Source organism: Paracoccus sp. PAR01, assembly GCF_014851995.1.
Lineage (GTDB): Bacteria > Pseudomonadota > Alphaproteobacteria > Rhodobacterales > Rhodobacteraceae > Paracoccus > Paracoccus litorisediminis.
In genome coordinates this window covers 251,107-275,648 of record NZ_JACVAW010000005.1, presented here as the reverse complement: position 1 = coordinate 275,648, position 24,542 = coordinate 251,107, and the positions used below count along the sequence as shown (strand labels likewise).

Genomic DNA, 24,542 nt, shown 5'->3' with positions numbered 1-24,542 from the left:
CCGCACCTTGCCAACCTTTCCTCCATGACGATTCCAAGTTGCCCGCAGTCTTCCGGGATGAGCGCAGGTTGTATCCGAATTAACAAACGGTCAAGTTTCTGCGCGCAAGTCATGAGGAAATTGATAAATTCCACTGCGTCGCAGCATTTTGGCCGCAACGTCGTGCGGCCTTGCACCTTGACGTGATCCGTGGTTTCCAGCGCCCGGAACCCCCAGCGAGCTGGTCATGCCCAAAGAGATCGAGCGGAAATTCCTGATCGCCAATGACGATTGGCGCAAGGCCGTGACCCATCGGGTGCAGATCCGCGACGGGCTGGTGGCGGCCTGCGAAGGTCGCAAGATCCGTGTCCGTTTCTATGACCAAAGGGCGACGATCACGGTCAAGGGTCGCCGCAACGGCCTGAGCCGCGACGAGTTCGAATACGATATTCCGCCCGCCGATGCCGAAGCGATGCTGCGCGACCATTGTGGCGGCGACGTGCTGGAAAAGACCCGCCACCACATCCACCATGCCGGACTGGATTGGGTCATCGACGAATATTTCGGGATTCTCGCGGGCGTGTTGATCGCCGAGGTCCAATTGCCCTTTGAGGATATGCCGATCCAGCCCCCCGACTGGCTGGGCCGCGAAGTCACCGGCGATGACCGCTATCGCAAGATCAACATGCTGATCGACCGGCGCAACGCGCTGGCGGCGGAATCGGCCTAGCCCAGCAGCCCGCGCAGATCGGCCTGCAGCCGCAGCAGATGTGGCAGGAAGCGGGCGCGCAGATCATCCACCGAGGCATGGCTGGCCGACAGCCCGACATTCACCGCCGCCACCACCCGTCCCCGCGCGTTCAGAAGCGGCACCGCAATCGAGCGCAACCCGATCTCGACCTCCTGATCAATGACCGCGTGGCCGTCGCGGCGGACGCGCTGCAATTCTTCGCGCAGGGCCTCGGCGCTGGTCAGCGTATGCGTGGTGCGCGCCGGAAACGGTGCCAGCGCAAGGATCGCGTCCAGCTCGGCATCGGGCAGCGCCGCCAGCATCACCCGCCCCATCGAGGTGCACCATGCCGGCAGGCGCGACCCCGGCATCAGCGCGATGGACATGACCCGGCGCTGCGCCGCGCGGGCGACATAGACGATTTCGGCCCCGTCCAGCACCGAAACGGATGAGCTTTCGCCGATCTCTTCGGACAGGCGATCCAGATTGGGCTGCACGATCTGCGGCAAGGGCATCGTCGCCAGACAGGCCGTGCCCAGCCGCAGGATGCGCGGGGTCAGGGTAAAGAACTTGCCGTCGTAATCGGCGTAGCCGTGATGCGCCAAGGTCAGCAGGCAGCGCCGCGCCGTCGCCCTGTCCAGCCCCGAGGCCACAGCAACCTCGGTGATGGACTGGCGCGGATGCTCGGCGGTGAAGGTCTCGATCACGCTCAGCCCCTTGGCCAGACCGCCCATGATGTCGCGTTCATTGATGCTCATGTTCGGCCCCATGTGCGATATGTCAACAAATGCAGCATATCGCACAAACCGCATAGACGGAAGAGCCATGATTTGTGTAATCCACCACCAGAAGCTTGCGGTTTTCGCCCGCAAAGGAGGATGCATGGACAAGACGCTTCCCGATCTGGCCGCCGCCGTGGGGGGGATCGAAGACGGCATGACAGTGATGATCGGCGGCTTTGGCGGCTCGGGCGCACCGATCGAGCTGATCCACGCGCTGATCGACCGCCATACCGCGACCGGCCACCCGAAAAACCTGACGGTGGTCAACAACAACGCGGGCAATGGTCACGTCGGGCTGGCCGCGCTGATCGAACAGGGCATGGTCGCCAAGCTGATCTGTTCCTTCCCGCGTTCCGCCGATCCGCGCGTCTTCACCGATCTGTATCTGGCCGGAAAGATCGAGCTGGAACTGGTCCCGCAGGGTACCTTGGCCGAGCGTATCCGCGCGGGCGGCGCAGGCATTCCGGCCTTCTACACCCCCACCAGCTACGGCACCGATCTGGCCAAGGGTAAGAAGGTCGAGGAATTCGAGGGGCGTCCTTACGTGCAGGAACGCTGGCTCAAGGCCGACTACGCGCTGGTCAAGGCCGACATGGGCGACCGCTTGGGGAACCTCACCTATCGCATGGCGGCGCGGAACTTCGGCCCGCTGATGTGCATGGCCGCGAAAACCGCCATTGTGCAGGTCAGCCAACTGGTCGAGCCGGGCACCATCGACCCGGAAACCGTCATCACCCCCGGCATCTTCGTCCAAGGCCTCGTCGAGGTCGCGAACCCCGCGCAGGAAGAAGACCTGAACCGCGCCAATGCCGTCTATCCGGAGCCTGTCCAATGACCAAACTGACCTCGACCCAGATCGCATGGCGCGCGGCGCAGGACATTGACGATGGCGCCTATGTCAACCTTGGCATCGGCTTCCCCGAGATGGTGGCGAAATTCCAGCCTCCGGGCCGTCAGGCGATCTTTCACACCGAAAACGGCATCCTCGGCTTTGGCGAGGCCCCTGCGCCGGGCACCGAGGACTGGGACCTGATCAACGCGGGGAAAAAAGCGGTGACGCTGAAGCCCGGCACGGCGTTTTTCCACCATGCCGACAGCTTTGCGATGGTGCGCGGCGGGCATTTGGATGTCGCGATCCTTGGTGCCTATGAGGTCGCGGAAAACGGCGATCTGGCGAATTGGTCCACCGGTCCCAAGGGCGTTCCCGCCGTCGGCGGCGCAATGGATCTGGTCCATGGCGCGAAACGCGTGGCCGTCATCACCGAGCATGTGACCAAGGACGGCAAGCCGAAGCTGGTGCAGAAATGCGCGCTGCCGCTGACCGGGGTGGGCTGCGTCACCCGCGTCTATACCTCGCTGGCGGTGGTGGACATTCAGGACGGTCATTTCGTACTGCGCGAAAAGCTGGCGGGCCTGTCCTTTGACGAATTGCAATCCCTGACGGGCGCGACCCTGCATCTGGACGGCGACGTGGCCGACCTGATCGTGCCGGAGCTTTGAGATGACCGAAGTCTTTATCTGCGACTATATCCGTACCCCCATCGGCCGGTTCGGCGGCGCGCTGTCCGCGGTCCGGGCCGATGATCTGGGCGCGATCCCGCTACGCGCGTTGATGGAGCGTAACCCATCGGTCAATTGGGCCGCCGTCGATGACGTGATCTATGGCTGCGCCAATCAGGCGGGCGAGGATAACCGCAACGTCGCCCGGATGTCGGCGCTGCTAGCGGGCCTGCCCATCGAGGTCTCGGGGACGACAATCAACCGGCTTTGCGGCTCGGGCATGGATGCAATCCTTGCCGCCGCCCGCGCGATCAAGGCAGGCGAGGCCGAGCTGATGATCGCGGGCGGGGTCGAGTCGATGTCGCGCGCGCCCTTTGTCATGCCCAAGGCCGAGACGGCGTTCAGCCGCCATGCGGAGATCCACGACACCACCATCGGCTGGCGTTTCGTCAACCCGCTGATGAAAAAGCAATATGGCGTCGATTCCATGCCCCAGACCGGGCAAAACGTCGCCGATGATTTTGGCATCTCGCGCGAGGATCAGGACGCGATGGCGCTGGCCTCGCAGGCCAAGGCTGCGGGCGCTCAGGCCAATGGACGGCTGGCGCAGGAAATCACCCCGGTGACCATCCCCCAGCGCAAGGGCGATCCTGTCGTGGTGGACCGCGACGAGCACCCCCGCGCCACCACCCTGGAGACGCTGGCCAAGCTAAAGCCCCTGTTCGAGGGCGGTTCGGTCACGGCGGGCAATGCCTCGGGCGTGAATGACGGGGCGGCGGCGCTGATCCTTGCCTCGGAAGCGGCGGTGCGGAAATACGGCCTGACCCCCATCGCCCGGATTCTGGGCGGGGCCACGGCGGGGGTTCCGCCACGCATCATGGGAATCGGTCCGGCCCCCGCATCGCAGAAGCTGATGGCGCGACTGGGGCTGACTCAGGCCGATTTCGACGTGATCGAGCTGAACGAGGCCTTTGCCGCCCAAGGTCTGGCGACTTTGCGCCAGCTTGGCATTGCCGATGACGACCCGCGCGTGAACCGCAATGGTGGCGCTATCGCGCTGGGACATCCTTTGGGTATGTCAGGCGCGCGCATCACGGGAACGGCAGCTCAGGAGTTGCAGATAACCGGCGGGAAACGCTCGCTTTCGACGATGTGCATTGGTGTAGGCCAAGGTATTGCCATCGCACTGGAGCGGGTCTGACGCACACGTCTGCGCAGGCGGTCTTCTGGCCCCCATACCTTTCGTGATCACAAGACACGCAGCCATCCTTGCACGGATCGCTGCGTGTTTTTTCTTGACGGCAAAGTGATCATGCCCCTAACACGCCGCAATCTGTCAGACAGCTTTTCAGATCCAAGGTGGTGCGGCCGGGACCAAGCGTGTCCCGCGCCGAAGGAGGAAGGAACAAGTTCAAGATGTCAGCATCCAGTGACAATCCAACGCCCTCGGAAGGGCATGTCTACCGCGAGGAGGAGGCCGGCTTTCACAAGGAGCTGAAGCCGAGGCAAATCCAGATGATCGCCATCGGCGGCGCCATCGGCACCGGCCTTTTCCTTGGTGCAGGCGGGCGTCTGGCCACGGCTGGCCCCTCTCTGGTCCTTGTCTATGCCCTGTGCGGCTTTTTCGCGTTCCTCGTGTTGCGCGCCTTGGGCGAGCTGATCATGCACCGGCCCAGTTCGGGGTCATTCGTGTCCTATGCCCGCGAGTTCTACGGCGAGAAGCTCGCCTTCGCCGCTGGCTGGATGTATTGGCTGAACTGGGCCATGACCTCGGTCGCGGATGTCACCGCCGTTGCGGTCTACATGAATTTCTTCAAGGCCTATGTGCCGTGGATGGCCGGGATCGACCAATGGGTCTTTGCCTTGGGCGCGCTGGTCATCGTGCTGGCGATGAACATGCTTTCGGTCAAGGTTTTCGGTGAGCTTGAGTTCTGGTTCAGCCTGATCAAGGTACTGTCGCTGGTCACCTTCCTTTGCGTCGGCATCTGGTTCGTGCTGACCGGCACGCCGGTCGCAGGCCATGTTCCGGGGCTGCATCTGATCTCGGAAGGCGGCGGAATGTTCCCGCATGGCATCCTGCCCGCGATGCTGGTGATCCAGGGCGTGGTCTTCGCCTATGCCTCGGTCGAGCTGATCGGCACTGCGGCGGGCGAGACTGAGGACCCGCGCGAGGTCATGCCCCGCGCCATCCGTACCGTCGTGCTGCGCCTTGTCGTGTTCTATGTCGGCTCGGTCCTGCTGCTGTCGCTGCTGCTGCCCTATACCGCCTATAAATCGGGCGAGAGCCCCTTCGTCACCTTCTTCGGCGCGATCGGCGTCGAGGGCGCGGACATCATCATGAACCTGGTGGTGCTGACGGCGGTGCTGTCCTCGCTGAACGCGGGCCTGTATTCGACCGGGCGTATCCTGCACTCGATGGCGGTTTCCGGCTCGGCCCCAGCAGTTCTGGGTCGCATGAACCGTCAGGGCGTGCCCTATATGGGCATCGCGGTGACCGCCGCCGTGACCGTGCTGGGCGTGGTCATGAACGGCCTTGTGCCCGATGCCGCCTTCGAGATCGCGATGAATGTCGCGGCGCTCGGCATCATCACGGCATGGGGCGTCATCGTGCTGTGCCAACTGAAGCTGTGGCATCTGTCGCGGCAGGGCAAGATCCAGCGCCCCGATTTCCGCATGTTCGGCGCGCCCTTCACCGGCATCCTGACCCTGGCCTTCCTGCTGGGCGTGGTGGTGCTGATGGCCTTTGATTATCCGATCGGGACCTGGACCGTCGCGTCGCTGCTGGTCATCGTCCCCGCTCTGATCATAGGTTGGCATATGTCGCGCGACCGCATCCATGCCATTTCCCGCGCACATGGAGAAACGGAGTTCCGGCTTTGACAAGCCCGCAAAAATTGCCACTCGTCGCGGTCATCGCGACGGGGGGAACCATTGCCAGCCGCAAGGGCGCCGAGGGCGCGGCCAGCCCTGCCCTGACCGGGCAGGATCTGCTGGACCTGCTGCCCCCCCTGCCCCTGCGTCTGCGCGCGGTCGAGCTGCTGGCCAAGGATTCCTCGACCCTCACCCTTGCCGACATGCAAGGCATCAGCGACGAGGTCGGCCTACAGCTGGCAGACCCCGACATTGCCGGCGTCGTCATCCTGCACGGGACCGACGCGATGGAGGAAACCGCGCTTCTGGTGCGGCTGCAGCACCATGCGCAAAAACCCGTTGTCTTTACCGGGGCACAATTCTCGGCCGACAGCACCGCACCCGACGGGCCCGCAAATCTTGCGCACGCCGTGCAATTGGCGCTGTCCGGCAATGGCGTTCGGTTGGCCTTTGGCGGACAGGTGCTGCCGGTCTGGGGGCTTTACAAGGCAGGCACCGACCGTGCTGACGCCTTTGCCCTGGCCGGAACGGCTGACCCCGAACTTCCGCCTCTGCCCGCACCGATTGGCGGGTTGCGCATCGACCTGATCGCCGTTCATCCGGGTGCTGACGCGGTACATCTGGACGCAAGCTTAGCTGCGGGTGCGCAGGGCATCGTCCTGGTGGCGCTGGGTTCCGGCAATGCCACACCCCAGATCGTGGCGGGCGTCACGCGCGCCCTTGCCGCAGCTGTGCCCGTCGTCACCTCAAGCCGTGTCCCGGAAGGAGTGCTTACCCCCAGCTATGGCGGCGGCGGTGGCGGTCACGATCTGCAAGCCGCAGGGGCGATCCATTCCCGGCTTCTGCGCCCCGGACAGGCCCGCATCCTGCTGGCCGCGCTGATCGCCAATGGCGCATCGTCGGACCAGATCGCGCAGGCTTTCGCCTGACCACAAGCAGCCGGGCCCTCCGCAGCTTCTTTCTTGCTTAAATATCCCGGGGGACGCCCGCCCGGCCCCGTCGAGGGGCCGGGCGGGCGGGGGCAGAGCCCCCGGCACCACCCCTACAATCCGAAGATCTGTCCGATCGGCTCATCTGAGGCCAAGCGCCGGTTCCATTCGGCCTCCAGCACCAGTTTTGCTTCAGCCCGGTCAATCAGCGCCGCAGCCTGCGCCGGGGTCAGCGCAGCCAAACCGTCATCATCGCCGATGATCAGGTCGCCAGAACTGACCGGGCAACCACCGATGGTCACCGAGACATTGACCTCGGTTCCTGCGGCCCCGATCGGTCCGCGCGGATTGATATGCCGGGCATAGACCGACAGGCCCGTCATTTCGGCCAGCGCGCCGGTATCGCGGACCGCACCATCACAGACGATCCCAGCCACGCCGATACGGTGCAGGTGACCGCCCAGCACATCCCCGATCATCGCCCATTCCGCAACACCGGCCGCGTCGATCACCAGAACCTCGCCCGCCGAGATCAGACCAATCGCCCGCAAAACCGGGCCAAAATCCGGCGCAGCACAGCGCGCGGTGACCGCCCGTCCAAACAAGGCGGGCTGCCGGCCAGCGGAGCAAAGCGGACGGATGGCGATGTCGATCTGACACTCGGCCGCCAGATCGACAATCACCGGGACCGGGATACGCCGCCAGCGCTCGATCAGATCCTGCGGAAATTCAGCACTCTCAGCCGCGATGCTCACCACCTGCTCCTCCGGTTTCTGGCAAATCGCGGGCAAGGTGGCCCGGATCGCGAGCAGCTTGAAGCCCCTTTCGCCACCTGCTGGCGAAAGGGCGCTTTCAACTTGCTTGCGCCGACGCAGGCGCCAGCCAATCGAGACAGCTTTGCAGATAAGCACGGGCATCCTGGGTCAGGCGCACCACGCCAAGGTGGCGGGACAGCTCCTGCACCGGGTCATCCGATGCCGCGATCCGGTCGGCATGAAAATCATGGACCGAGGCAATCTCGACCCGCGAGATCTCGCGCAGATTGCGCCCGGACAGCCCGCGATATGCCACCCGATCCTTGGTTGTACCCTTGACCCAGTAGAAGCGGGTGCCTTCCTCATCCGTGGCATCAAGCTGAAGATGCAACTCGGCAACACGGGACTGGATGCGGTTCCCCGTCCGCTGCCAGCCATGTTCCTGCGCGACGCGGCGGGCCAGTACCACCTCGGTCATCGGTCCTTCGCGAAGCAGCAACCCCTCGATCAATGCCGCCAATACCGGGGTATAGTCGGCGTCAAAGAAGCGGTCGGCATCTGGCTGCTGTCCGGCCAAAGCCGGACCGGCGGCGGCGAAGCTTTCCGGTTCGCTGGAGGGCTCGGGCAGGTCGAGTTCGGGAACTTCGGCGACGGGCTTCGACGCCTCAACCTCACGACGCGCGCGGTCTTGCTCCAGCAGCGCGGCAAGCCCGGTATGGATGCGCGTGGCAGTATCGGCCGGATTGCGGAACCAGTCGGTCGACCAGATCCGCAGGATCTTCCAGCCCAGCCCCTCCAGCACCGCCTGCCGCACGCGGTCGCGGTCGCGCGCGGTCGCGGCGCTATGATAGGCGGCACCGTCGCATTCGATCCCCGCCAGCCATGCCCCCGCGTGATCGGGATGCCTCACGCCCAGATCGATGCGGAAGCCTGAGACACCGATCTGGCTGTGCAATTCCCAACCCTTCAGCGCCAGCGCATCGCGCACTGCTGCCTCGAACGGCGAATCCACCCCGCCGAGTGAGCCCAGGTCCTGCCCCGCCAGCGCGACCGCGCCCCGCTGGGCATAGTCCAGAAACGCCCTGAGGTCGCGCACGCCGCGCGCCTTGGTCCGGGTCAGATCGATCTGATCGGCAGTGACCGAGCTGAAGACATGCAGTTCGGCCCGCGCCCGCGTCACCGCGACGTTCAGACGCCGCTCGCCACCGTCATTGTTCAGCGCACCGAAGCTCATCGACAGTTTCCCTGCCGGGTCCGGCCCGAAGGTCACGGAAAACAGCATCACATCGCGCTCATCACCTTGGATATTTTCAAGGTTCTTGACGATCAGCGGTTCCTCACGGTCATCGGCAAAGAACCATTCCAGCGCCGGATCGGCCTGCCGTTCGGCATCGAGCAGATCAAGGATCAGGCCCTGCTGCTGACTGTTGAAGGTGATGACACCCAGCGTCGGACGCTCAGATTCCGGCAGCGCCAGCCATTCCTTGAGCCGCGCACGGATCATGGCGACGATGGCGCGGGCCTCTTCGGGATTGGTGCGGCCTTGCCCCCGGCCATAGATGCCATCGATCCGATGCAGGCGCAGCGCCTGACCCGAAGCCTCGGGCGAGGGGAATGTCACCAAACCGCCGCCGTAATAATTGTGGTTCGAGAAGGCGATCAGCGCCTCGTCCCGGCTGCGGTAATGCCAGTTCAGGCGATGCGTCGGAATCCCCGCCGCGCCGACCTCATCAAGGATCGAAGGCATGTCCTTTTCATATTCCGGGGTTTCGCCCGCATCGTCACCCTCATCGCTGCGGCCAAAGAAGTTCGTCGGCGGAAGCTGTTTCGGATCGCCGACGATGATCGCCTGCCTGCCCCGCGCGATGGCGCCGATCGCATCCCATGTCGAGATCTGCGAGGCCTCGTCAAAGATCACCAGATCGAATTGCGCCTGTCCCGCTGGTAGATATTGCGCCACAGAAAGCGGCGACATCAGCACGCAGGGGGCGAGTTTCGGGAAGGTCGTCGGCATTTCCGCGATCAGGCTGCGGATGGCCGCTGTCGGGCGCTGCAGACCCAACTGGTGGCGCAGGGTACCCAGTTCGGAACGTCGCGGCACGCTGTCGCGGCTGGGCAGGTCATTTCCCAGACGGCGCATGACCTCGGCCGAGGCCAGATCGGTCATGGCCTGATCCAGCTCGCGGAAGCGGCGGATCAGCGCGTCATGTTCCCAATGTGCAAAGCCGCGCAACTCGGGCGCGGCATCCAGCGCCAGCCGCAGCCACCATGCCATATAAGCGCGCTCAAAAGCCTGACCGGGATCGCCCGATATCTGGCCATTTTCCAGCGCCTGCACCAAGGGCGACAACCCGGCGGCCTCGGCCCGCTGGCGCGAGGACAGCCATTTCATCCAATCCGGGAAACGCCCGCGAACCGCCTCGATCCCGTCCAGAAGGCTGCGCAACGCCGCGTCGTCATCGGGCAGTTGCCCGCCCGCCGCCGAGAATCCGGCCCTCGCAACAGCAACGCCGTTTAGCGCGGCGGCCAGCCTGCGCAGATGGGGGGCGACCTCGCCGCCATCGGCGGCACCCAGCCGTTGACGCAGCAGGGTCCGGGCCGTGTCATCCAACCCGGCCGCCGTCAGCTTGCGCTCAAGTTCCAGATAGGCGGCGGCCTCGTCCAGCGCACGGGTCAGGCTGGCGGGATCGGAACCCTCGCCCGCAAATCCCGAAAGCCGCGACAGCGGGGATGTCTTGATCCGGGCCAGCAGCGGCTGCAAGCGACGCAAGGCGGCGATGTCGCGGGCCGGATCGGCCATACCGACCGAGGCATAGGTCTGCAGCAGCTTGCGCAGCTTGGACTGGGCCATGGCGCTGAGCGGCCAGAACTTGGTCTGCGCCTCGCGCCAATGCATTTCCAGCGCCTCAAGCGGCATGGTCACGATGGTCTCGTCCGGATAGGTCGCCGAGAGCGCGCGACGCTCGGCCCGGCAGGCATCAAGCATCCCTGCGAATTCGCGCGCCTCATCGCGCAAGCCGGGCAGATCGTCGAGGGCTGCGATTTCAACCGCCGGGCGGTCAAGCCGGGCAGCGGGCAGGATGTCGAGCGCGGCATTCGCCCCCGGCATCCCGATCGCGCGGGCCAATTCGCCGCGCGCGTCCTGCAATTCGGTCAAGGCCGCACGCAGCGCCTGCGCCCCGGCAAGGAAACCGTCCTGCCAGCCATAGGACCAGTCCCCAGCGCCCAGCAGCGCCAGCGGGCCGGTCGGATCAAGGTCGGCCACCACCGCACGACGCTGGCCCAGTTCCTGCGCCAGCTGGCACAGCCGCTCCCAGCTGTCGGCGTCGTGGCAGTCCTTGTTGGCAAAAGCCAGCGTGAAGGGCTGATCGCCGCCAACAGCCCGGCCAATCGCCTGAAAGACGCTGAAACCCTGCGTACCGGGCGCGTGCAGCGCCGCGACATAGGCATTCAACTGGTCGCGGCTCAGGCGCAGATCCTCGGTCACGCGGACCCATTCGCGGCCAACGCTGCCGCTGGCCCGGTCCCATGACCGGCCAAGCTGGCCCAGCACTACCTTGCGGTCGGCCTTGTTGGAATGCAGTTCTAGCACCGCCGTGCCCAGTCCCTGCCGCTCCAACCGGCGCTGCACCACGTCCAGTGCAGCGGCCTTTTCGGCCACGAACAGCACGGTGCGGCCCCGGCCCAACTGGTCGGCAATGATATTGGTGATGGTCTGGCTTTTGCCGGTCCCCGGCGGACCGATCAGGACGAAATCCCGCCCCTCGGCCGCCGCGACTACCGCCGCCAGTTGCGAACTGTCGGCAGGCATCGGCGCCAGCAGGTCGGCGGGCGCATGGGTGTGGTCAATCCGGGACGGTTCGGGCATCGGTGACAGCGCGCCGGCAAAACTCTCGGCCGGGCTGTCCAGCAGATGGCGGACCAGCGGGCTTTCGCGCAGGTTGTCCGCCCGGTCGACCAGATCCTTCCACATTAGGTATTTCGCGAAGGAGAAGGTCGAGATCGCGCATTCCTCGACCAGTTCGAACCCGGCCACGTCGCGAACGCGGTGGCGCACGATCTCAAAAATACGGTTCAGGTCCAGCCCGCTTTCGTCGCGGGGCAGGTCACCCTCCAGTTCGGGGATGCGCAGTTCGAAATCGCGCTTGAGCATTTCAAGCAGCGTGGCGTTGATGCGCACCTCGTCCTCGATCTGGCCAAGGCGGAATTCCGACTGGGCCGAGCGACGATCCAGCCGCACCGGCATCAGAAGCAGGGGCGCGCGGTAATGGCGCGGGTCGCTGTCGGCGCGTTTCCAGCGCAGGAAACCGGCGGCAAGGAACAGGGTATTCGTGCCGCCTTCCTGCACGTCGCTGCGGGATTTTCGGTAAAGCTCGGTCAGGCGGGCGAACATGTCGTCGCCACCCAAGGGCACGGCGATCTGGCCCTTGTCCAGCGCGTCCTGCGCCAATTCGGCCTCGATCCGGCGCGCCTCATCGGCGGGCAGGTCGCGGCCAGCAACAGCCTTTTCGTCCTTCAAGGCCAGCAGGCGGAATTGCTTGCCACCCGACAGGCCATCCTCGAGCCCGGCAAGATCGGGACAAAGCAGCGGCACGCTGAGCTTGGTTTCGCGGAAGTTCAGCAGCTTGTTGCCCAGCGACAGATCCAGAAGCTTGCGCTGCCAGCGTTCGATCCGACCAAGCGCGGTGCCGGGAAGCTCGTCCAGATCGCCGGGCAACAGTCCCAGATCCAGCGGGCGCGGCAGTGCCGCGGGGGCGGCAGCATCAGGCGTGGCGTCGGCATCGGACGCATCGCGGTGGCTGGCCAGCGGGCGGATGCGGGCGGCACGGGCGCGGTTGATGTCGATGGCTTGCAGGAATTCGGTCTCATGCGCCTCGGACAGGCGGTCGCGACCCGCCATCGCGGCTTCCTCAAAGCCTGCGCTGGGGCGACGCGTCAGCAGCGTCGTTTCCAGCGGCACGAACTCGCGCAGGCTGGCGGCCTTGCGCACCGCGATCACGTCGGGTTCCAGCATATGGCCGAAATCGCGCGGCACCAGCCAGACGCCCACCCATGCATGCCCCTGCGAGAACAGCACCGCGGTGTTCAGCCCGGCAGCCTCAAACGCGGCGGCCAGCAGCAGTGAGCTGTCAAGACAGGTCGCCAGCCCCTCGGAGGCAATGCGCTCGGGGTCGCGGACCTTCTGGCCGTTCTGCTCAAAGGACGCGGGCGGCACGGCATAGGTCAGCCCCAACCCGGTCGCCGCCGACCAGATTGCCCCGGCGATCATCCAGACACGCTGGGGGTCGTTCGACTGATAGCCCTCCATCGCGCCGGAATGGCCCGCGGCCTCTAGCAGGCGCGAGGCGTCCTTCAGCAACCGCGCCACCTGCGGATGATTGGGCGAGACAAAGGCGGCCAGGATGTTCTCCATCTCGGCCAGCCCGCCCCATTCGTCGCGGGCCAGACATTCGATCGGCTCGCGCAGTTCGGCGACGGTTTCGCCGTCATGGGTCAGGGTGAAGTCCAGATGGCCCAGCTCGGCCTCGTCCAGACCGCCCAGAATGGCCGGGTCCAGCGGCGTGTCCAGATCGGTCAGCGCGATCTCGGCCCCCGGTGCGATACGGTCAAGCTGCCAGATACGGTCGCGCAACACGCCGGGGCTGGCGCTAAGCCGCAGGCTCACATCACTGGCAGCGACCAGCCCTTGATTGGCGATCCGCAGGCTGCGCAGCACTGAAACGCCATTCTGCGAGGAAGCGAAATTGATCTTTTTGCGCAGCACCACGGTCAGGGACAGGGCAGGCTTCGCCGGTTCGTTGGAAATGTCCGAAATCTCGAGCGCGTGGTCTTGTTGCATCAATTCTGTCTGATAGTCGATTGAATCCTTTCACCATGAATAGGGGTTCGGCGGCGGATGCACAAACGAATGTTCCCGCCATGTTCCAGTTTGCGCGAAGCCGCGCCGTTCCCGTCAGCGCAGTCGCTCGACCGCGATGGCCGTCGCCTCGCCGCCGCCGATGCAAAGCGAGGCGATGCCGCGATCCAGATCATGGCTTTCCAACGCCGCCAGCAGCGTCACCATGACCCGCGCCCCCGAAGCCCCGATCGGATGCCCCAGCGCGCAGGCCCCGCCATGGATGTTCACCGCCTCATGGGCCAGGCCCAGATCCTGCATCGCGGCCATGGCGACGACGGCAAAGGCCTCATTGATCTCGAACAGGTCGATCTGGCCCAGATCCAACCCAGTGCGTTCCGCCAGCTTGCGGATCGCGCCAATGGGGGCGGTCGGGAACAGGTTCGGGCGGTCGGCATGGGTGGCATGGCCAAGGATGCGGGCGCGCGGCGTCAATCCACGGCGCTCAGCCTCGGATGCCCGCATCAGAACCAGCGCCGCCGCCCCGTCCGAGATCGAGGACGAATTCGCCGCCGTCACCGTGCCCCCTTCGCGAAAGGCGGGCCGCAGCGTCGGGATCTTGTCGGGCCGGGCCTTGCCGGGCTGTTCGTCGATGCTGACCAGCACCTCGCCGCTGCGGGCGGCGATGCGGACCGGCGCGATCTCAGCCTGAAAACGCCCTTCGGCAATCGCCTGTTGCGCCCGGCTGAGCGAGGTCAGCGCATAGGCGTCCTGAGCCTCACGCGTGAACTGATAGGCCTCGGCGCAGTCTTCCGCAAAGGTGCCCATCAGGCGGCCTTTGTCATAGGCATCCTCAAGCCCGTCCAGAAACATGTGATCCAGCACCTGCCCATGACCCATCCGGTAGCCCGCGCGGGCCTTGGGCAGCAGGTAGGGGGCGTTCGACATGCTCTCCATCCCGCCCGCGACGACGACATCCGCGGAACCCGCTAGGATCAGGTCATGGCCCAGCATCGCGGCCTTCATCCCCGAGCCGCACATCTTGTTCACGGTCGTCGCCCCCGCGCCCATCGGCAGTCCGGCAGCCAGCGCCGCCTGCCGCGCCGGGGCCTGTCCCTGACCGGCGGGCAGGACGCAGCCCATGATGATCTCCTCGACGGCGTTGGGCGACACACCCGCGCCGGACAGTGCCGCCGCGATGGCGGTCGCGCCAAGGCTGGCGGCATCGACCGGGGCCAGATCGCCCTGAAATCCGCCCATCGGGGTGCGGGCCGCGCCGACGATGACGATCGGGTCCTTGTCCATGTCGCTTCCTCCTTATTTCGGGGCCATCTTATTTCGGGGCCATGCGCAATGCGCCGTCCAGACGGATGACCTCGCCGTTCAGCATCTGGTTCTCGACGATATGGCGCACCAGCGCGGCATATTCGGCGGGTTGGCCAAGGCGCGACGGAAAGGGCACGGTTCCGCCAAGGCTGTCCTGCACATCCTGCGGCAGACCGGCCATCATCGGCGTGGCAAAGATGCCGGGTGCAATGGTCATGACGCGGATGCCGTGGCGGGCCAGTTCACGCGCGGCAGGCAGGGTCATCGCCGCCACTCCGCCCTTGGACGCTGCATAGGCCGCCTGCCCGATCTGCCCGTCAAAGGCCGCAACCGAGGCGGTATTGACGATCACCCCGCGCTCTCCGCCTTCCAGAGGCGTATTGCGGGACATGGCGTCGGCTGCCAGCCGCAGCATGTTGAACGTGCCGATCAGGTTGATGCCGATGGCGCGGGCGAAACTGTCCAGATCATGCGGCCCCTCGCGTCCGACGATCCTTTCACCCGGAGCGATGCCTGCGCAATTCACCGCCACGTCGATCCGCCCGAAAGCCTCCAGCGCCGCCGCAATCGCCGCTGCACCGTCACTGGCGCTGGTCACGTCGGTGCGCACAAAGCGCGCGGCCCTGCCCAACTCTTCCGAAAGAGTCAGGCCCGCAACGCTGTTGATGTCCAGCAGCACCACCTTGGCCCCGGCCTCGACCGCCATCCGCGCTACGGCTGCACCAAGGCCCGAACTGGCACCAGTGATCAGGAACACCCGCTCTTCGATCCGCATCATCCCTCCCCTGACATTGCGTTTCGGGGCAAGACTAGCGGCAGGCGGTCCGCAGGCAATGAAATTCGCGGGGGTTCAGGCGACCCGCGCGTTTTGCCGGGCAAGCCCCGCCAGCAGGTCGGTCTGGGTGACGATGCCCCGGATGCGGCCACGGCTGAGAATCGGAACCGCATCGCAGCCGCCCCCCGCCAACAGCGGCAGCAGCGCCGAGACACCGCTGTCGGGCCGGCCATTCGGGACATTGCGACGCATCACCTGACCGGCAAGAACCGGAGCCGTGCGGTCCCGACGGACCAGCCGTGCCATCGACCTCCCGAAGCTCTGCCCGGATCCGAAGGCGTCCTGCCCCGCAAGACGGATCAGGTCTATCTGATAGATGATGCCAAGGAACTTGTCGCCCGCTTCGACCACGGGCATCGCGGTGAAGCCATGCGTGCGAAACAGCTCTGCGACCTCGCCCAAGGGCGTCTCGGGGCCGACAGTGACCAGCGCATGCGACATGATCGATTCCGCCGTCAGCGGGCCGAAATGGTGGCTGGCCGCCTGAAGTTCAGCCGCGCCGATCAGGCGAGACAGGTCCTCGACACCGACGTTCTGGGACTGGCGGGTGCGGCGCAGGATTTCTTCAAGGTCTTCCTTGCTCAGTCCCAGCCGTTCGGGCGCGGCATGTTCGTCGGTGCCATGCGGGCTTGGGTCCTCGAAATGGCGGAACGGATAGCGGCGGCCCGTGGCGCGGGCATAGAGCATCGCGACCACGATCAGGATCAGTGTTCCCGCCGCAACCGGGGCAAGGACAAAGCCGAAGCCCAGCTTGGCGATGGCCTCGGGGTTCTGCGCGGCGGTCATCGCCACCGCCCCGGCCGGGGGATGGATGGCGCGCAACGGGACCATCAGGACGATGGCCAGCCCGACGGCCAGCGCGATACGCCATGCGGGATCGGGGATCAGCATGCAGCACAACACGCCCACCGTCGCCGCGCTGGCGTTGCCGACCAGCGCCGACCAAGGCTGCGCCAGCGGGCTGTTCGGCACGGCAAAGACCAGCACCGAGGTCGCGCCAAAGGGCGCGATCAGGTACAGCCCCAACCGCGTATCGACCAAGGGCGACATCAGGAACAGTCCGGCCACCGCCAGCCCGATCAGCGCGCCAAGCCCGGCGCGCATCGCCTCGACCGGTGCGCCCGGACCGATGGCGGGACCAAGCCCGCGCAGCAAGCGTTCCATCTGGGCGGAGTTCTTCTGCATTCCCTGTCCTTTGGGTGCGACCCGTTGGCCTGCGTCGAATTGGCGCAGTAATAGGCGCATTGCCGAAAAAATCGCAACCCATGCCGAATAACCGGGCGGCACGTAAATCAGGCGGCATCTTCCCCGCAGCGCTCGGCTGCACTATGGAACTGAGAAAACCGGAGGCCCGCATCGGCGCACCCGGCCACGCTGTTGAAAGGTGAGCGCTTCGCATATGTCCTCCGGGCCGAGCCAGACCGAGGTTGATCTCGAACGCCCTGCCCTGTGGCGGCAGTTTCTTCCCTATATCGTCGCGATCCTGCTGTTCGGTGCCGGGCTTTATGCGCTGAACCGGCTGCTGGCCGAGGTGAACATCCATCAGGTCGCCGAGCAGGTGCAGGCGACACCATGGAACGTCACCTGCATCGCGCTGATGACGACAATGGCCGGATACCTGTTCCTTGCCGGATACGACTGGTCGGCACTGCGCCATATCGGCAAGCCCCTGCCCCTGCCCGTCGCCATGACCGGCGGGCTGATGGCCTATGCCTTTGGCAATACCATCGGGCTTTCGGCGCTTTCTGGCGGGGCGGTGCGCTGGCGGGTCTATTCCGGGCTTGGCCTTGACGGCTACGACATCGCGGCGATCTCAACCTTCACGGCGGCATCCTTCGGGATCGGGGCCTCGCTGATCGGGTTTGCGGCGCTGGCCATGCATCCCGGCGCGCTGGGGCCGCTGCTGCCCCTGCCCGAGACCACCATCCGCCTGCTGGCCATTGCCGCGATCCTTGGTGTGGCGCTGCCCTTGCTATGGGCCGGGATCACCCGGCGAGAGCTACGCATTGGCCGTTTCAGCCTGCATGCGCCGGGCGTGCCGATCCTCAGCTCACAACTGCTGATCTGTATTGGCGACATCTTCTTTTCGGCGATGACGCTTTACGTGCTGCTGCCCGATGCCGGTATGGGCTTTGCCAAGTTCACCGCCGTCTTTGCCGCCGCGACCATGGCGGGCGTCCTCAGCCATGTGCCCGGCGGGGTCGGGGTCTTTGAAAGCGTCATCATCGCGGCCATGCCACGCGACGTGCCCATCGACAACGTCGCGGCGGCGCTGCTGCTGTTCCGGCTGATCTATTACTTCGTGCCCTTCGCCATCGCGCTGGTAATGCTGGCACTGTACGAGGGCTGGCGGCTTTTGGGCAGCCGCGCGCCACGCACCGCCTTTGGCCGGTCGCTGTCCACGATAGAACCGGCATTGCGCGCGGTCTCGCCGCTTGCGCCGCTGCTGCTGGCGGTCATGGTCTTTGGCTCGGGCCTGTGGATGAGCGTCTCGGCGCTGCTGCCACCGATCACCGAGGCGGCCGAGCTGGCCGAGTCATTCTTTCCGCTGGCCTTTGTCGAGGGCTCGATCCTGCTGACCAGCGCGCTTGGCGCAGGGCTGATCGTGCTGTCTCTGGGCGTCGTGCGGCGCAGTCTGGGGGCGTTCTGGCTAACGGTCATCGCCATGCTGACGGGCGCGGGTTTCGCCATCATCGAGGGGGTCGAGCCGGGTCAGGCCACCGCACTGATCCTTGGCGTGGCGATCCTGATGCCGTTCCGGCGGGCTTTTCACCGCCGCTCGTTGCTGACCCATTCCGCGCTGACACCGGGCTGGATCGCGCTGATGATGGCGGCCATCGCGGGCTTTGGCTTCGTGCTGTTCTTTGCCCATAAGGAAACGCCCTATACCAACGAATTGTGGTGGCAATTCGCGACCGACGAACGCGCGCCCCGCGCGCTGCGGGCGGCATTGCTGGCCGGGCTGATGGTCGGGCTGGGGGCGCTGTTCCTGCTGCTGCGCACCCCACGCTTCCGCCCCGAGACGCCGGACGAGGCGACGCTGGCCATTGCCGGGCGCATCGCCATGGCCGGGGTCAATCCCGATGCGGGTTTCGTGCTGACCGGCGACAAGGCGGTGATGCTGTCGGACAATCAGCAGGCCTTCCTGATGTTCGGGGTCGCGGGATCCTCATGGATCGCCTTTGGCCCGCCCATCGGCGACGAAGAAGCCTGCGAGGAGGTCGCCTACAGCTTTGTCGACGCCGCCCGCCGTGCCGGGGCACGCCCGATCTTCTATGAGGTCGGCCCGAATGACGTGCCCTTGATGCTGGATCTGGGCATGACGTTGCACAAGATGGGCGAAGAGGCGGTGGTCGACCTGAAGCGCTTCACGCTTGAAGGGTCGGACCGCAAGCGGCTGCGTACCACCTATGCCCGTGCCGGGCGCGACGGGCTGACGCTGGACATCACCCTGCCACCGCATGACCCGGAACTGATCGAGGAATTGCGCGGCATTTCCGACGAATGGCTGGATGCCAAGAAATCGCGTGAAAAGGGCTTCTCGGTCGGGCGCTTCGATCCCGACTGGCTGGGTCGCTGGGCCCTGGCACTGGTCCGTCAGGAAGGCCGGATTGTCGCCTTTGGCAATATCATGACCACAGACCGGCACGAGGTCGCCTCGATCGATTTGATGCGGCATCGCATAAATGCACCAAGCGGCACGATGGAGTTCATGTTCACCGCGCTGATGTTGGCGCTGAAAGAACGCAACTACCCGGCATTCTCACTGGGAATGGCGCCGCTGGCCGGTCTGGACCCGAACCGCTCACGCCGGGTCTGGGACCGTTTCGGGGCGCTGATCTTCCGCCACGGCGGCAGCTTCTACAAGTTCGAGGGGCTGCGCGCCTTCAAGGACAAGTTCGACCCGGACTGGACGCCGCATTATCTGGCGACACCGACCTCGATGCCGCCGCTGCTGCCTTTGGCCGATGCGGCGCGGCTGATCGCCCGCCAACCCGGCGCGGGCAGCGCCATCCACGATCCGCAGACATGAAAAAAGGGACGCCGAGGCGTCCCTTTTCCCATTCGATCCGCTGTCAGATCAGGCTTTCGCCCGCTCGACATAGGTCAGGTCGGCGGTATTGATGATGACCTTGGTGCCGACGCCGATATGCGGGGGAACCATGATCCGCACGCCGTTATGGGCCAGAGCGGGCTTGTAGCTGGACGAGGCGGTCTGGCCTTTGACGACCGGCTCGGTCTCGGCGACTTCGACGGTCACGCGCTGCGGCAGTTCGATCGCGATGACAACGCCGTTATGGACCTGCAGGAAGACGCGGATGCCGTCTTCAAGGAAAACCTTGTCGTCGCCGATCACGTCGGGCGAGACCACGACCTGCTCATAGCTGACCGGCTCCATGAAATGGTAGCCTTCGGTGTCTTCGTACAGATAGTCGTATTCACGCTCATCGACATGGGCGCGCTCAACCTGCTCGGTGGTCTTCCAGCGTTCCGACACCTTGTTGCCGTCGGCGATGCGGCGCAGGTCGACCTGCGTGGTCGGCGTTCCCTTGCCGGGGTGGAAGTTGGTCGCCGTCAGGACGACATGCAGACGGCCGTCGATTTCGACGACATTGCCTTTGCGAAGGCTTGAAGCGATGACTTTCAAGGGTGGTTCCTTGCGTGCTTTTCAGATACCGGGAAAGCCGACCATGGCAGGCCGGCAAATATGCTGGTCCCCATAGCGGTTTCTGCGGCGTATTGCCAGCCGCAAGCACGCATTCCCTGCGCTGAAGGAGGCTTCGCGATGAAAACCCCCGAAACCAGCCCGTGGTGGGATCGTGCCCGCCATGCCGAACGCCGCCCGCTGTTGCTGGCGCGCAATCGCACGCAGGCCGCGATCCGCGACTGGCTGGGCGCACAGGATTTCATCGAGGTCGACCCGGCAGCGCTGGCGATCAGCCCCGGCAATGAGGCGCATCTGCACGGCTTCGCCACTGACCTGATCGGCAATGACGGTGGGTCGCAGCGGATGTATCTGCATACCAGCCCCGAATTCGCGATGAAGAAGCTGCTGGCCGCCGGCGAGGAACGCATCTTTGCCTTCAGCCATGTCTGGCGCAACCGCGAGCGCACCGCGCTGCATCATCCCGAATTCACTATGCTGGAATGGTATCGCGCGGGCGGCGACTACCGCGAGTTGTTCAACGACTGCGCGCATTACCTGCGCCTCGCCGCCGAGGCCGCGGGGGCCGAAATGCTGCAACATCGCGGCATCACTTGCGATCCCTTCGCTACCCCCGAGGTGATGAGCGTGGCCGAGGCCTTTGACCGGTTCGCCGGGATCGACCTGCTGGCGACCTGCGACGGCGCGGAAACCGATGCCGAAGCGCTGCGCGCGCAGGCGCGTGCTCAAGGCATCCGCGTCGGCGATGCTGACGGCTGGTCCGACATGCTGTCGGGCATTCTGGTCGAAAAGGTCGAGCCGCATCTGGGCCATGGCCGCCCGCTGATCCTTGACCGCTACCCCGCCGCCGAGGCAGCCCTTGCCGTTCCGGCCAAGGACGACCCGCGCGAGGCCGAGCGGTTCGAGCTTTACGCCTGCGGTGTCGAATTGGCGAATGGCTTTGGCGAGTTGACCGACCCCGTCGAGCAACGCCGCCGCTTTCAGATGGAAATGCAGGAAAAGCAGCGGGTTTACGGCGAAACCTACCCGCTGGATGAGGATTTCCTTACCGCACTTGTCCAGATGCCGCCCGCTTCCGGCTGCGCACTTGGCTTTGACCGGCTGGTCATGCTGGCAACCGGCGCGCCGCGCATCGACGAGGTGCTGTGGACGCCGGTCGCCTGACTCAGGCGGAGCGGGACAGGCCCCGCTTCCAGACCGGCGCGCGGCACAGCGTCAGGTAAAGCGTCAGCAGCAGCAGCAAAGCCACCTCGCGCGAGCGGGCGAATTGCGGCAGATCGACGGCCTCCCAGATGCGTTGGGGAAAGAACAGGATACAGGCAAGAACCGCCAAGGTGCCCAGCAGCGCCGCATTGCCTCGGGCGGCACGCACCAGCGGATAGGCCAGAATCGTGGCCGGGGCGATGTCATAGTCATGGGCATAGACGAACAGGAAGGTCAGGCAGAAGATCGCGCCGATCAGCCAGCAATTTTCATAGGCGCGGCGCTGCAGGTAAAGAACCACCACCCCCAGCACGGCCAGTGGGGCCAGCGTCGGGGTTTCGACCCCGAAATTCGCAAGCCCGCTGCGAATGCCGAACAGATGCTTGAAACCGGCGACATTATAGACCGTGTCCTGATATTCCCGCAGCCCCTTGAGCCAGCTGAACCAACTGCCCTGCAGCCCCGAAGTCAGCATCGGCCATGCCGAAAGCAGCACCGTCCCCCCGGCAGCCGAGGCCAGCAACACCCAACGGCGGTCCAGCAGGAACCAGAAGCCGACCAGAATCGCCAGCTGCGGCTTGAACGCCCCCAGCGCTAGGAAAAGCCCGGCCAGAACATCCCTTTTGCGCTCGGCGAAATACCAGCTGAACAGCAGGAAAGCCCCCGAAATCAATGTGGTCTGGCCCATCCAGGCGACATGCGCCGCAAAGGGATTGCCCAGGATCACCGCGCCCGCGATCAGCACGTTCCCCAGCCGGAATTCGTCGCTATCGTCGGATTGCTCGGAGCCCAACCAGACAAAGCCGATCATGCAGATCAGCGCCAGCGTGTTGAAAATCCCTGACATCAGCTTGGCCTGCGCGACGCTGCCCGCTGAAAAGGCCATGCTCAGATAGGACGAGTTCGGCGGATAGGCATAGTTTCCATCGGCAGTGCCCATGATGCCGCGCATGGCTTCCTTGAACAGATCGGCGGAATAGGGCGAGGCGCCTTTTTCCCAGATGTCTCCGGCGACATATAAATATGGCATGTCAAAGGCAAATTCGCCGGAGCGGCCGATCCCGACGATCCCGAAAATGACAAAGAAGACCGCGCCCAGCAGCAGCAATGCCAGCGCATATTTGGGAAAAGTCGCCTTTTCCGCACCAGATACCCAACTCATAATCGTTCCCCGGCAACCAAAGGCATAAATTCTGGTCCGCCTTCACTGCTTCAGGAGGAGCGGAATTTAGTCCGCCGTCAACTGTCGGAAGGGACAGGTCCGCCCGTTTTGACGCCATCGGACGCACATTGTGCCTATCGGACAACGGCTGACGGCATTGGAATCACGTTCTGCGGAATTGGCTTGGTCTGTCAGGTCCCCGGTGATTTGCTGAAGGGACGTAAACGGCTTCTTATCCATTTTGCCCTATATCGGCCCGAGGGTTTCGAAAGAGGTGACGGAAAGGACTCGATGAGTTCACTGGTGATCTTTGCCCAGATCGCGGGCGCGGTGGCGCTGCTGCTGTTCGGTATCGGCCTTGTGCGGGACGGCGCGACCGAGGCTTTTGGCGTGCGCATGCGTATGGCGCTGGGATTGGGCACCCGCACCGGGCCACGCGCCTTTCTGTCGGGGCTGGTAGCGACGCTGGGGCTGCAGTCCTCGACTGCGACGGCGCTGATGACGGCGAATTTCGTCGACCGGTCGATGATGAACGAAAGAATGGCCCAGATCGTGCTGCTGGGCGCGAATGTCGGCACGGCGCTGACTGCCGTAGTGGTCTCGGCCGGGCTGGAAGCCGCGGCACCGGCGCTGATCCTGCTGGGCTATGTCCTGTGGCGTCGCGGCGCGACCGTCTGGTCGGGTAGCGGTCGGGCACTGATCGGCTTGGGCCTGATGCTGGTGTCGCTGACCATGCTGGAGCATGGGACCGAGTTCCTGCGTTCATCGGAACAACTGGCGGCCTTTTTGCCTATGCTGGACAGTGCTTGGCCGGTGGCGCTGCTGTTCGCGGCCCTTCTGGCGGTGCTGTGTTCGTCGTCTCTGGCAGCGGTGCTGCTCATCTCATCGCTGAACCTGCCGGTGGGGCTAACCGTGGTCATGGTGCTGGGCGCGAACCTTGGTGGTGCGATTCCGGCGGTTCTGGCCACCACGACGCTGGGCCATAGCGCCCGACGGGTAACGCTGGGCAATCTGGCGGTTCGTGCGATGGGCTGCCTTGCCGTGATGCCGCTTGCCGGATTTGCCGGACAGGCGCTGACCCAATTTCCGATGCCGCGCACCGGGCTGGCGGTCGAAGCCCATCTGGCCTTCAATATTGCCCTTGCCCTGCTGATCTGGCCGCTCACCGGCCCCATCGCACGGCTGGTCCGCACTTTCCTGCCCGATGAAGAGCGTGAGCAGTCACAGGGTCCCGCATGGCTGGACGAAACCGCGCTGCAGACACCATTGCTGGCCCTGACCGGCGCGCGGCGCGAGGTGATGGCAATCGGCGACGCCGTCGACCAGATGCTGACCCTGACACGCAAGGCCTTCCACGACATCGACACCGCGCCGCTGGCCCAGGTGGATGAGCTGGAGCGCCGCGTCGATCGCCGCCAGCAAGAGGTCAAGACCTATCTCTCGCGCCTTGGAGGCTCGGCGACCGAGGACGAAAAGCGCCAGTCGATCACCATTCTCGACTATGTCATCAACCTTGAACATGTGGGCGACATCATCGATCGCGGCCTCGCCCCCGAGGTTCGCAAGAAGGTCGGGCTTGGTCTGCGCTTCTCGGATGAGGGTTATCAGGAAATCGACCGCATGTTCCTGATGACGCAGGACAATATGCGGATGGCGCAAAGCGTGTTCCTGTCGCGCGACCGCGACATGGCACGGCGGCTGGTCGAACTGAAGGTCGAGATCCGCAAGCTGGAACGGCAATCGGCGCAACGCCACCTGATCCGCCTGCGCGAGGGTCAGGCGAACACGCGCGAGACCTCGTCACTGCATCTGGATATTCTGCGCGACCTCAAACGGATCAATGCGCATGTGATCTCGGTCGCGCATCCTATCCTGGATGAGGAAGGGCTGCTGGTCGAAAGCCGCTTGCGCCAGCGATAGCGCCGCTGCGCAAGACAGATGCAAGAACGCGACACCCTCTGCCGGGAA

At 65.0% G+C, this 24,542-nt stretch carries 17 protein-coding genes; 9 read left to right on the top strand and 8 right to left on the bottom strand.

The window, feature by feature from the left end; translation table 11 throughout:
- Nucleotides 1–226 precede the first annotated feature (226 nt).
- Nucleotides 227–709 carry a CYTH domain-containing protein gene (locus IB235_RS11510; protein ID WP_192336832.1) on the top strand — a complete coding sequence of 161 codons (483 nt, stop codon included), beginning with the start codon at nt 227–229 and terminating at the stop codon, nt 707–709.
- Here the strand turns inward: IB235_RS11510 and IB235_RS11505 are convergent.
- Nucleotides 706–1,467, bottom strand: coding sequence for an IclR family transcriptional regulator (locus tag IB235_RS11505; protein ID WP_192336831.1), 762 nt, complete (start codon nt 1,465–1,467; stop codon nt 706–708). The two genes, IB235_RS11510 and IB235_RS11505, sit on opposite strands and share 4 nt — an antisense overlap.
- A gap of 124 nt (nt 1,468–1,591) precedes the next feature.
- On the opposite strand from IB235_RS11505, the gene IB235_RS11500 reads away from it, so the two are divergent.
- The 5 genes from IB235_RS11500 (at nt 1,592) to IB235_RS11480 (ending at nt 6,791) form a co-directional block, all read left to right on the top strand.
- Nucleotides 1,592–2,326, top strand: coding sequence for a 3-oxoacid CoA-transferase subunit A (locus tag IB235_RS11500; RefSeq protein WP_192336830.1), 735 nt, complete (start codon nt 1,592–1,594; stop codon nt 2,324–2,326).
- Nucleotides 2,323–2,991 carry a 3-oxoacid CoA-transferase subunit B gene (locus IB235_RS11495; protein WP_192336829.1) on the top strand — a complete coding sequence of 223 codons (669 nt, stop codon included), beginning with the start codon at nt 2,323–2,325 and terminating at the stop codon, nt 2,989–2,991. Before IB235_RS11500 ends, IB235_RS11495 begins: the two co-directional genes overlap by 4 nt.
- A gap of 1 nt (nt 2,992) precedes the next feature.
- On the top strand, nt 2,993–4,192 hold the full coding sequence (gene pcaF, locus IB235_RS11490) for a 3-oxoadipyl-CoA thiolase (RefSeq protein WP_192336828.1): 1,200 nt from the start codon (nt 2,993–2,995) through the stop codon (nt 4,190–4,192).
- A 215-nt stretch (nt 4,193–4,407) separates the two neighbouring features.
- Nucleotides 4,408–5,871, top strand: coding sequence for an amino acid permease (locus IB235_RS11485; RefSeq protein ID WP_155040105.1), 1,464 nt, complete (start codon nt 4,408–4,410; stop codon nt 5,869–5,871).
- Nucleotides 5,868–6,791 carry an asparaginase gene (locus IB235_RS11480; protein WP_192336827.1) on the top strand — a complete coding sequence of 308 codons (924 nt, stop codon included), beginning with the start codon at nt 5,868–5,870 and terminating at the stop codon, nt 6,789–6,791. The genes IB235_RS11485 and IB235_RS11480 overlap by 4 nt, the downstream gene beginning before the upstream one ends.
- Before the next feature lie 113 nt (nt 6,792–6,904).
- On the opposite strand, the gene IB235_RS11475 is transcribed toward IB235_RS11480, so the two are convergent.
- The 5 genes from IB235_RS11475 to IB235_RS11455 form a co-directional block, all read right to left on the bottom strand.
- On the bottom strand, nt 6,905–7,546 hold the full coding sequence (locus tag IB235_RS11475; protein WP_370576877.1) for an RraA family protein: 642 nt from the start codon (nt 7,544–7,546) through the stop codon (nt 6,905–6,907).
- A gap of 97 nt (nt 7,547–7,643) precedes the next feature.
- A complete protein-coding gene (locus tag IB235_RS11470) occupies nt 7,644–13,385 on the bottom strand; it encodes a DUF3320 domain-containing protein (protein WP_192336825.1) in 5,742 nt (1,913 codons plus the stop codon).
- A 114-nt stretch (nt 13,386–13,499) separates the two neighbouring features.
- Nucleotides 13,500–14,687 carry an acetyl-CoA C-acyltransferase gene (locus IB235_RS11465; RefSeq protein ID WP_192336824.1) on the bottom strand — a complete coding sequence of 396 codons (1,188 nt, stop codon included), beginning with the start codon at nt 14,685–14,687 and terminating at the stop codon, nt 13,500–13,502.
- Nucleotides 14,688–14,715: 28 nt separating this feature from the next.
- Entirely contained in the window at nt 14,716–15,483 is a 768-nt protein-coding gene (locus IB235_RS11460) for a 3-hydroxyacyl-CoA dehydrogenase (protein WP_192336823.1), read from the bottom strand.
- A gap of 75 nt (nt 15,484–15,558) precedes the next feature.
- Nucleotides 15,559–16,728: an HPP family protein gene (locus IB235_RS11455; RefSeq protein ID WP_225612231.1), complete on the bottom strand. Its 1,170-nt coding sequence runs from the start codon at nt 16,726–16,728 to the stop codon at nt 15,559–15,561.
- Between the two features lie 214 nt (nt 16,729–16,942).
- Between IB235_RS11455 and mprF the strand changes: the two genes are divergently transcribed.
- Nucleotides 16,943–19,576 (top strand): bifunctional lysylphosphatidylglycerol flippase/synthetase MprF, encoded by a 2,634-nt coding sequence (gene mprF / locus IB235_RS11450; protein WP_192336822.1) that lies wholly within the window; start codon nt 16,943–16,945, stop codon nt 19,574–19,576.
- A 48-nt stretch (nt 19,577–19,624) separates the two neighbouring features.
- Here the strand turns inward: mprF and efp are convergent, their stop codons facing one another.
- Nucleotides 19,625–20,191 (bottom strand): elongation factor P, encoded by a 567-nt coding sequence (gene efp / locus IB235_RS11445; RefSeq protein ID WP_155040110.1) that lies wholly within the window; start codon nt 20,189–20,191, stop codon nt 19,625–19,627.
- A gap of 138 nt (nt 20,192–20,329) precedes the next feature.
- Between efp and epmA the strand changes: the two genes are divergently transcribed.
- On the top strand, nt 20,330–21,373 hold the full coding sequence (epmA, locus tag IB235_RS11440; RefSeq protein ID WP_192336821.1) for an EF-P lysine aminoacylase EpmA: 1,044 nt from the start codon (nt 20,330–20,332) through the stop codon (nt 21,371–21,373).
- A 1-nt stretch (nt 21,374) separates the two neighbouring features.
- Here epmA and IB235_RS11435 read toward each other — a convergent pair whose 3' ends face one another.
- Nucleotides 21,375–22,574: a glycosyltransferase family 87 protein gene (locus IB235_RS11435; protein WP_192336820.1), complete on the bottom strand. Its 1,200-nt coding sequence runs from the start codon at nt 22,572–22,574 to the stop codon at nt 21,375–21,377.
- Nucleotides 22,575–22,865: 291 nt separating this feature from the next.
- Between IB235_RS11435 and IB235_RS11430 the strand changes: the two genes are divergently transcribed.
- Nucleotides 22,866–24,494, top strand: a complete 1,629-nt coding sequence (locus IB235_RS11430; protein WP_192336819.1) for a Na/Pi cotransporter family protein — start codon at nt 22,866–22,868, stop codon at nt 24,492–24,494.
- Nucleotides 24,495–24,542: the final 48 nt, after the last annotated feature.

Coding starts and splice junctions, on each gene's coding strand:
- IB235_RS11510 (WP_192336832.1), top strand. CDS start 227: ATGCCCAAAGAGATCGAGCGGAAATTCCTGATCGCCAATGACGATTGG.
- IB235_RS11505 (WP_192336831.1), bottom strand. CDS start 1,467: ATGAGCATCAATGAACGCGACATCATGGGCGGTCTGGCCAAGGGGCTG.
- IB235_RS11500 (WP_192336830.1), top strand. CDS start 1,592: ATGGACAAGACGCTTCCCGATCTGGCCGCCGCCGTGGGGGGGATCGAA.
- IB235_RS11495 (WP_192336829.1), top strand. CDS start 2,323: ATGACCAAACTGACCTCGACCCAGATCGCATGGCGCGCGGCGCAGGAC.
- pcaF (WP_192336828.1), top strand. CDS start 2,993: ATGACCGAAGTCTTTATCTGCGACTATATCCGTACCCCCATCGGCCGG.
- IB235_RS11485 (WP_155040105.1), top strand. CDS start 4,408: ATGTCAGCATCCAGTGACAATCCAACGCCCTCGGAAGGGCATGTCTAC.
- IB235_RS11470 (WP_192336825.1), bottom strand. CDS start 13,385: ATGCAACAAGACCACGCGCTCGAGATTTCGGACATTTCCAACGAACCG.
- IB235_RS11465 (WP_192336824.1), bottom strand. CDS start 14,687: ATGGACAAGGACCCGATCGTCATCGTCGGCGCGGCCCGCACCCCGATG.
- IB235_RS11460 (WP_192336823.1), bottom strand. CDS start 15,483: ATGCGGATCGAAGAGCGGGTGTTCCTGATCACTGGTGCCAGTTCGGGC.
- IB235_RS11455 (WP_225612231.1), bottom strand. CDS start 16,728: ATGCAGAAGAACTCCGCCCAGATGGAACGCTTGCTGCGCGGGCTTGGT.
- mprF (WP_192336822.1), top strand. CDS start 16,943: ATGTCCTCCGGGCCGAGCCAGACCGAGGTTGATCTCGAACGCCCTGCC.
- epmA (WP_192336821.1), top strand. CDS start 20,330: ATGAAAACCCCCGAAACCAGCCCGTGGTGGGATCGTGCCCGCCATGCC.
- IB235_RS11435 (WP_192336820.1), bottom strand. CDS start 22,574: ATGAGTTGGGTATCTGGTGCGGAAAAGGCGACTTTTCCCAAATATGCG.
- IB235_RS11430 (WP_192336819.1), top strand. CDS start 22,866: ATGAGTTCACTGGTGATCTTTGCCCAGATCGCGGGCGCGGTGGCGCTG.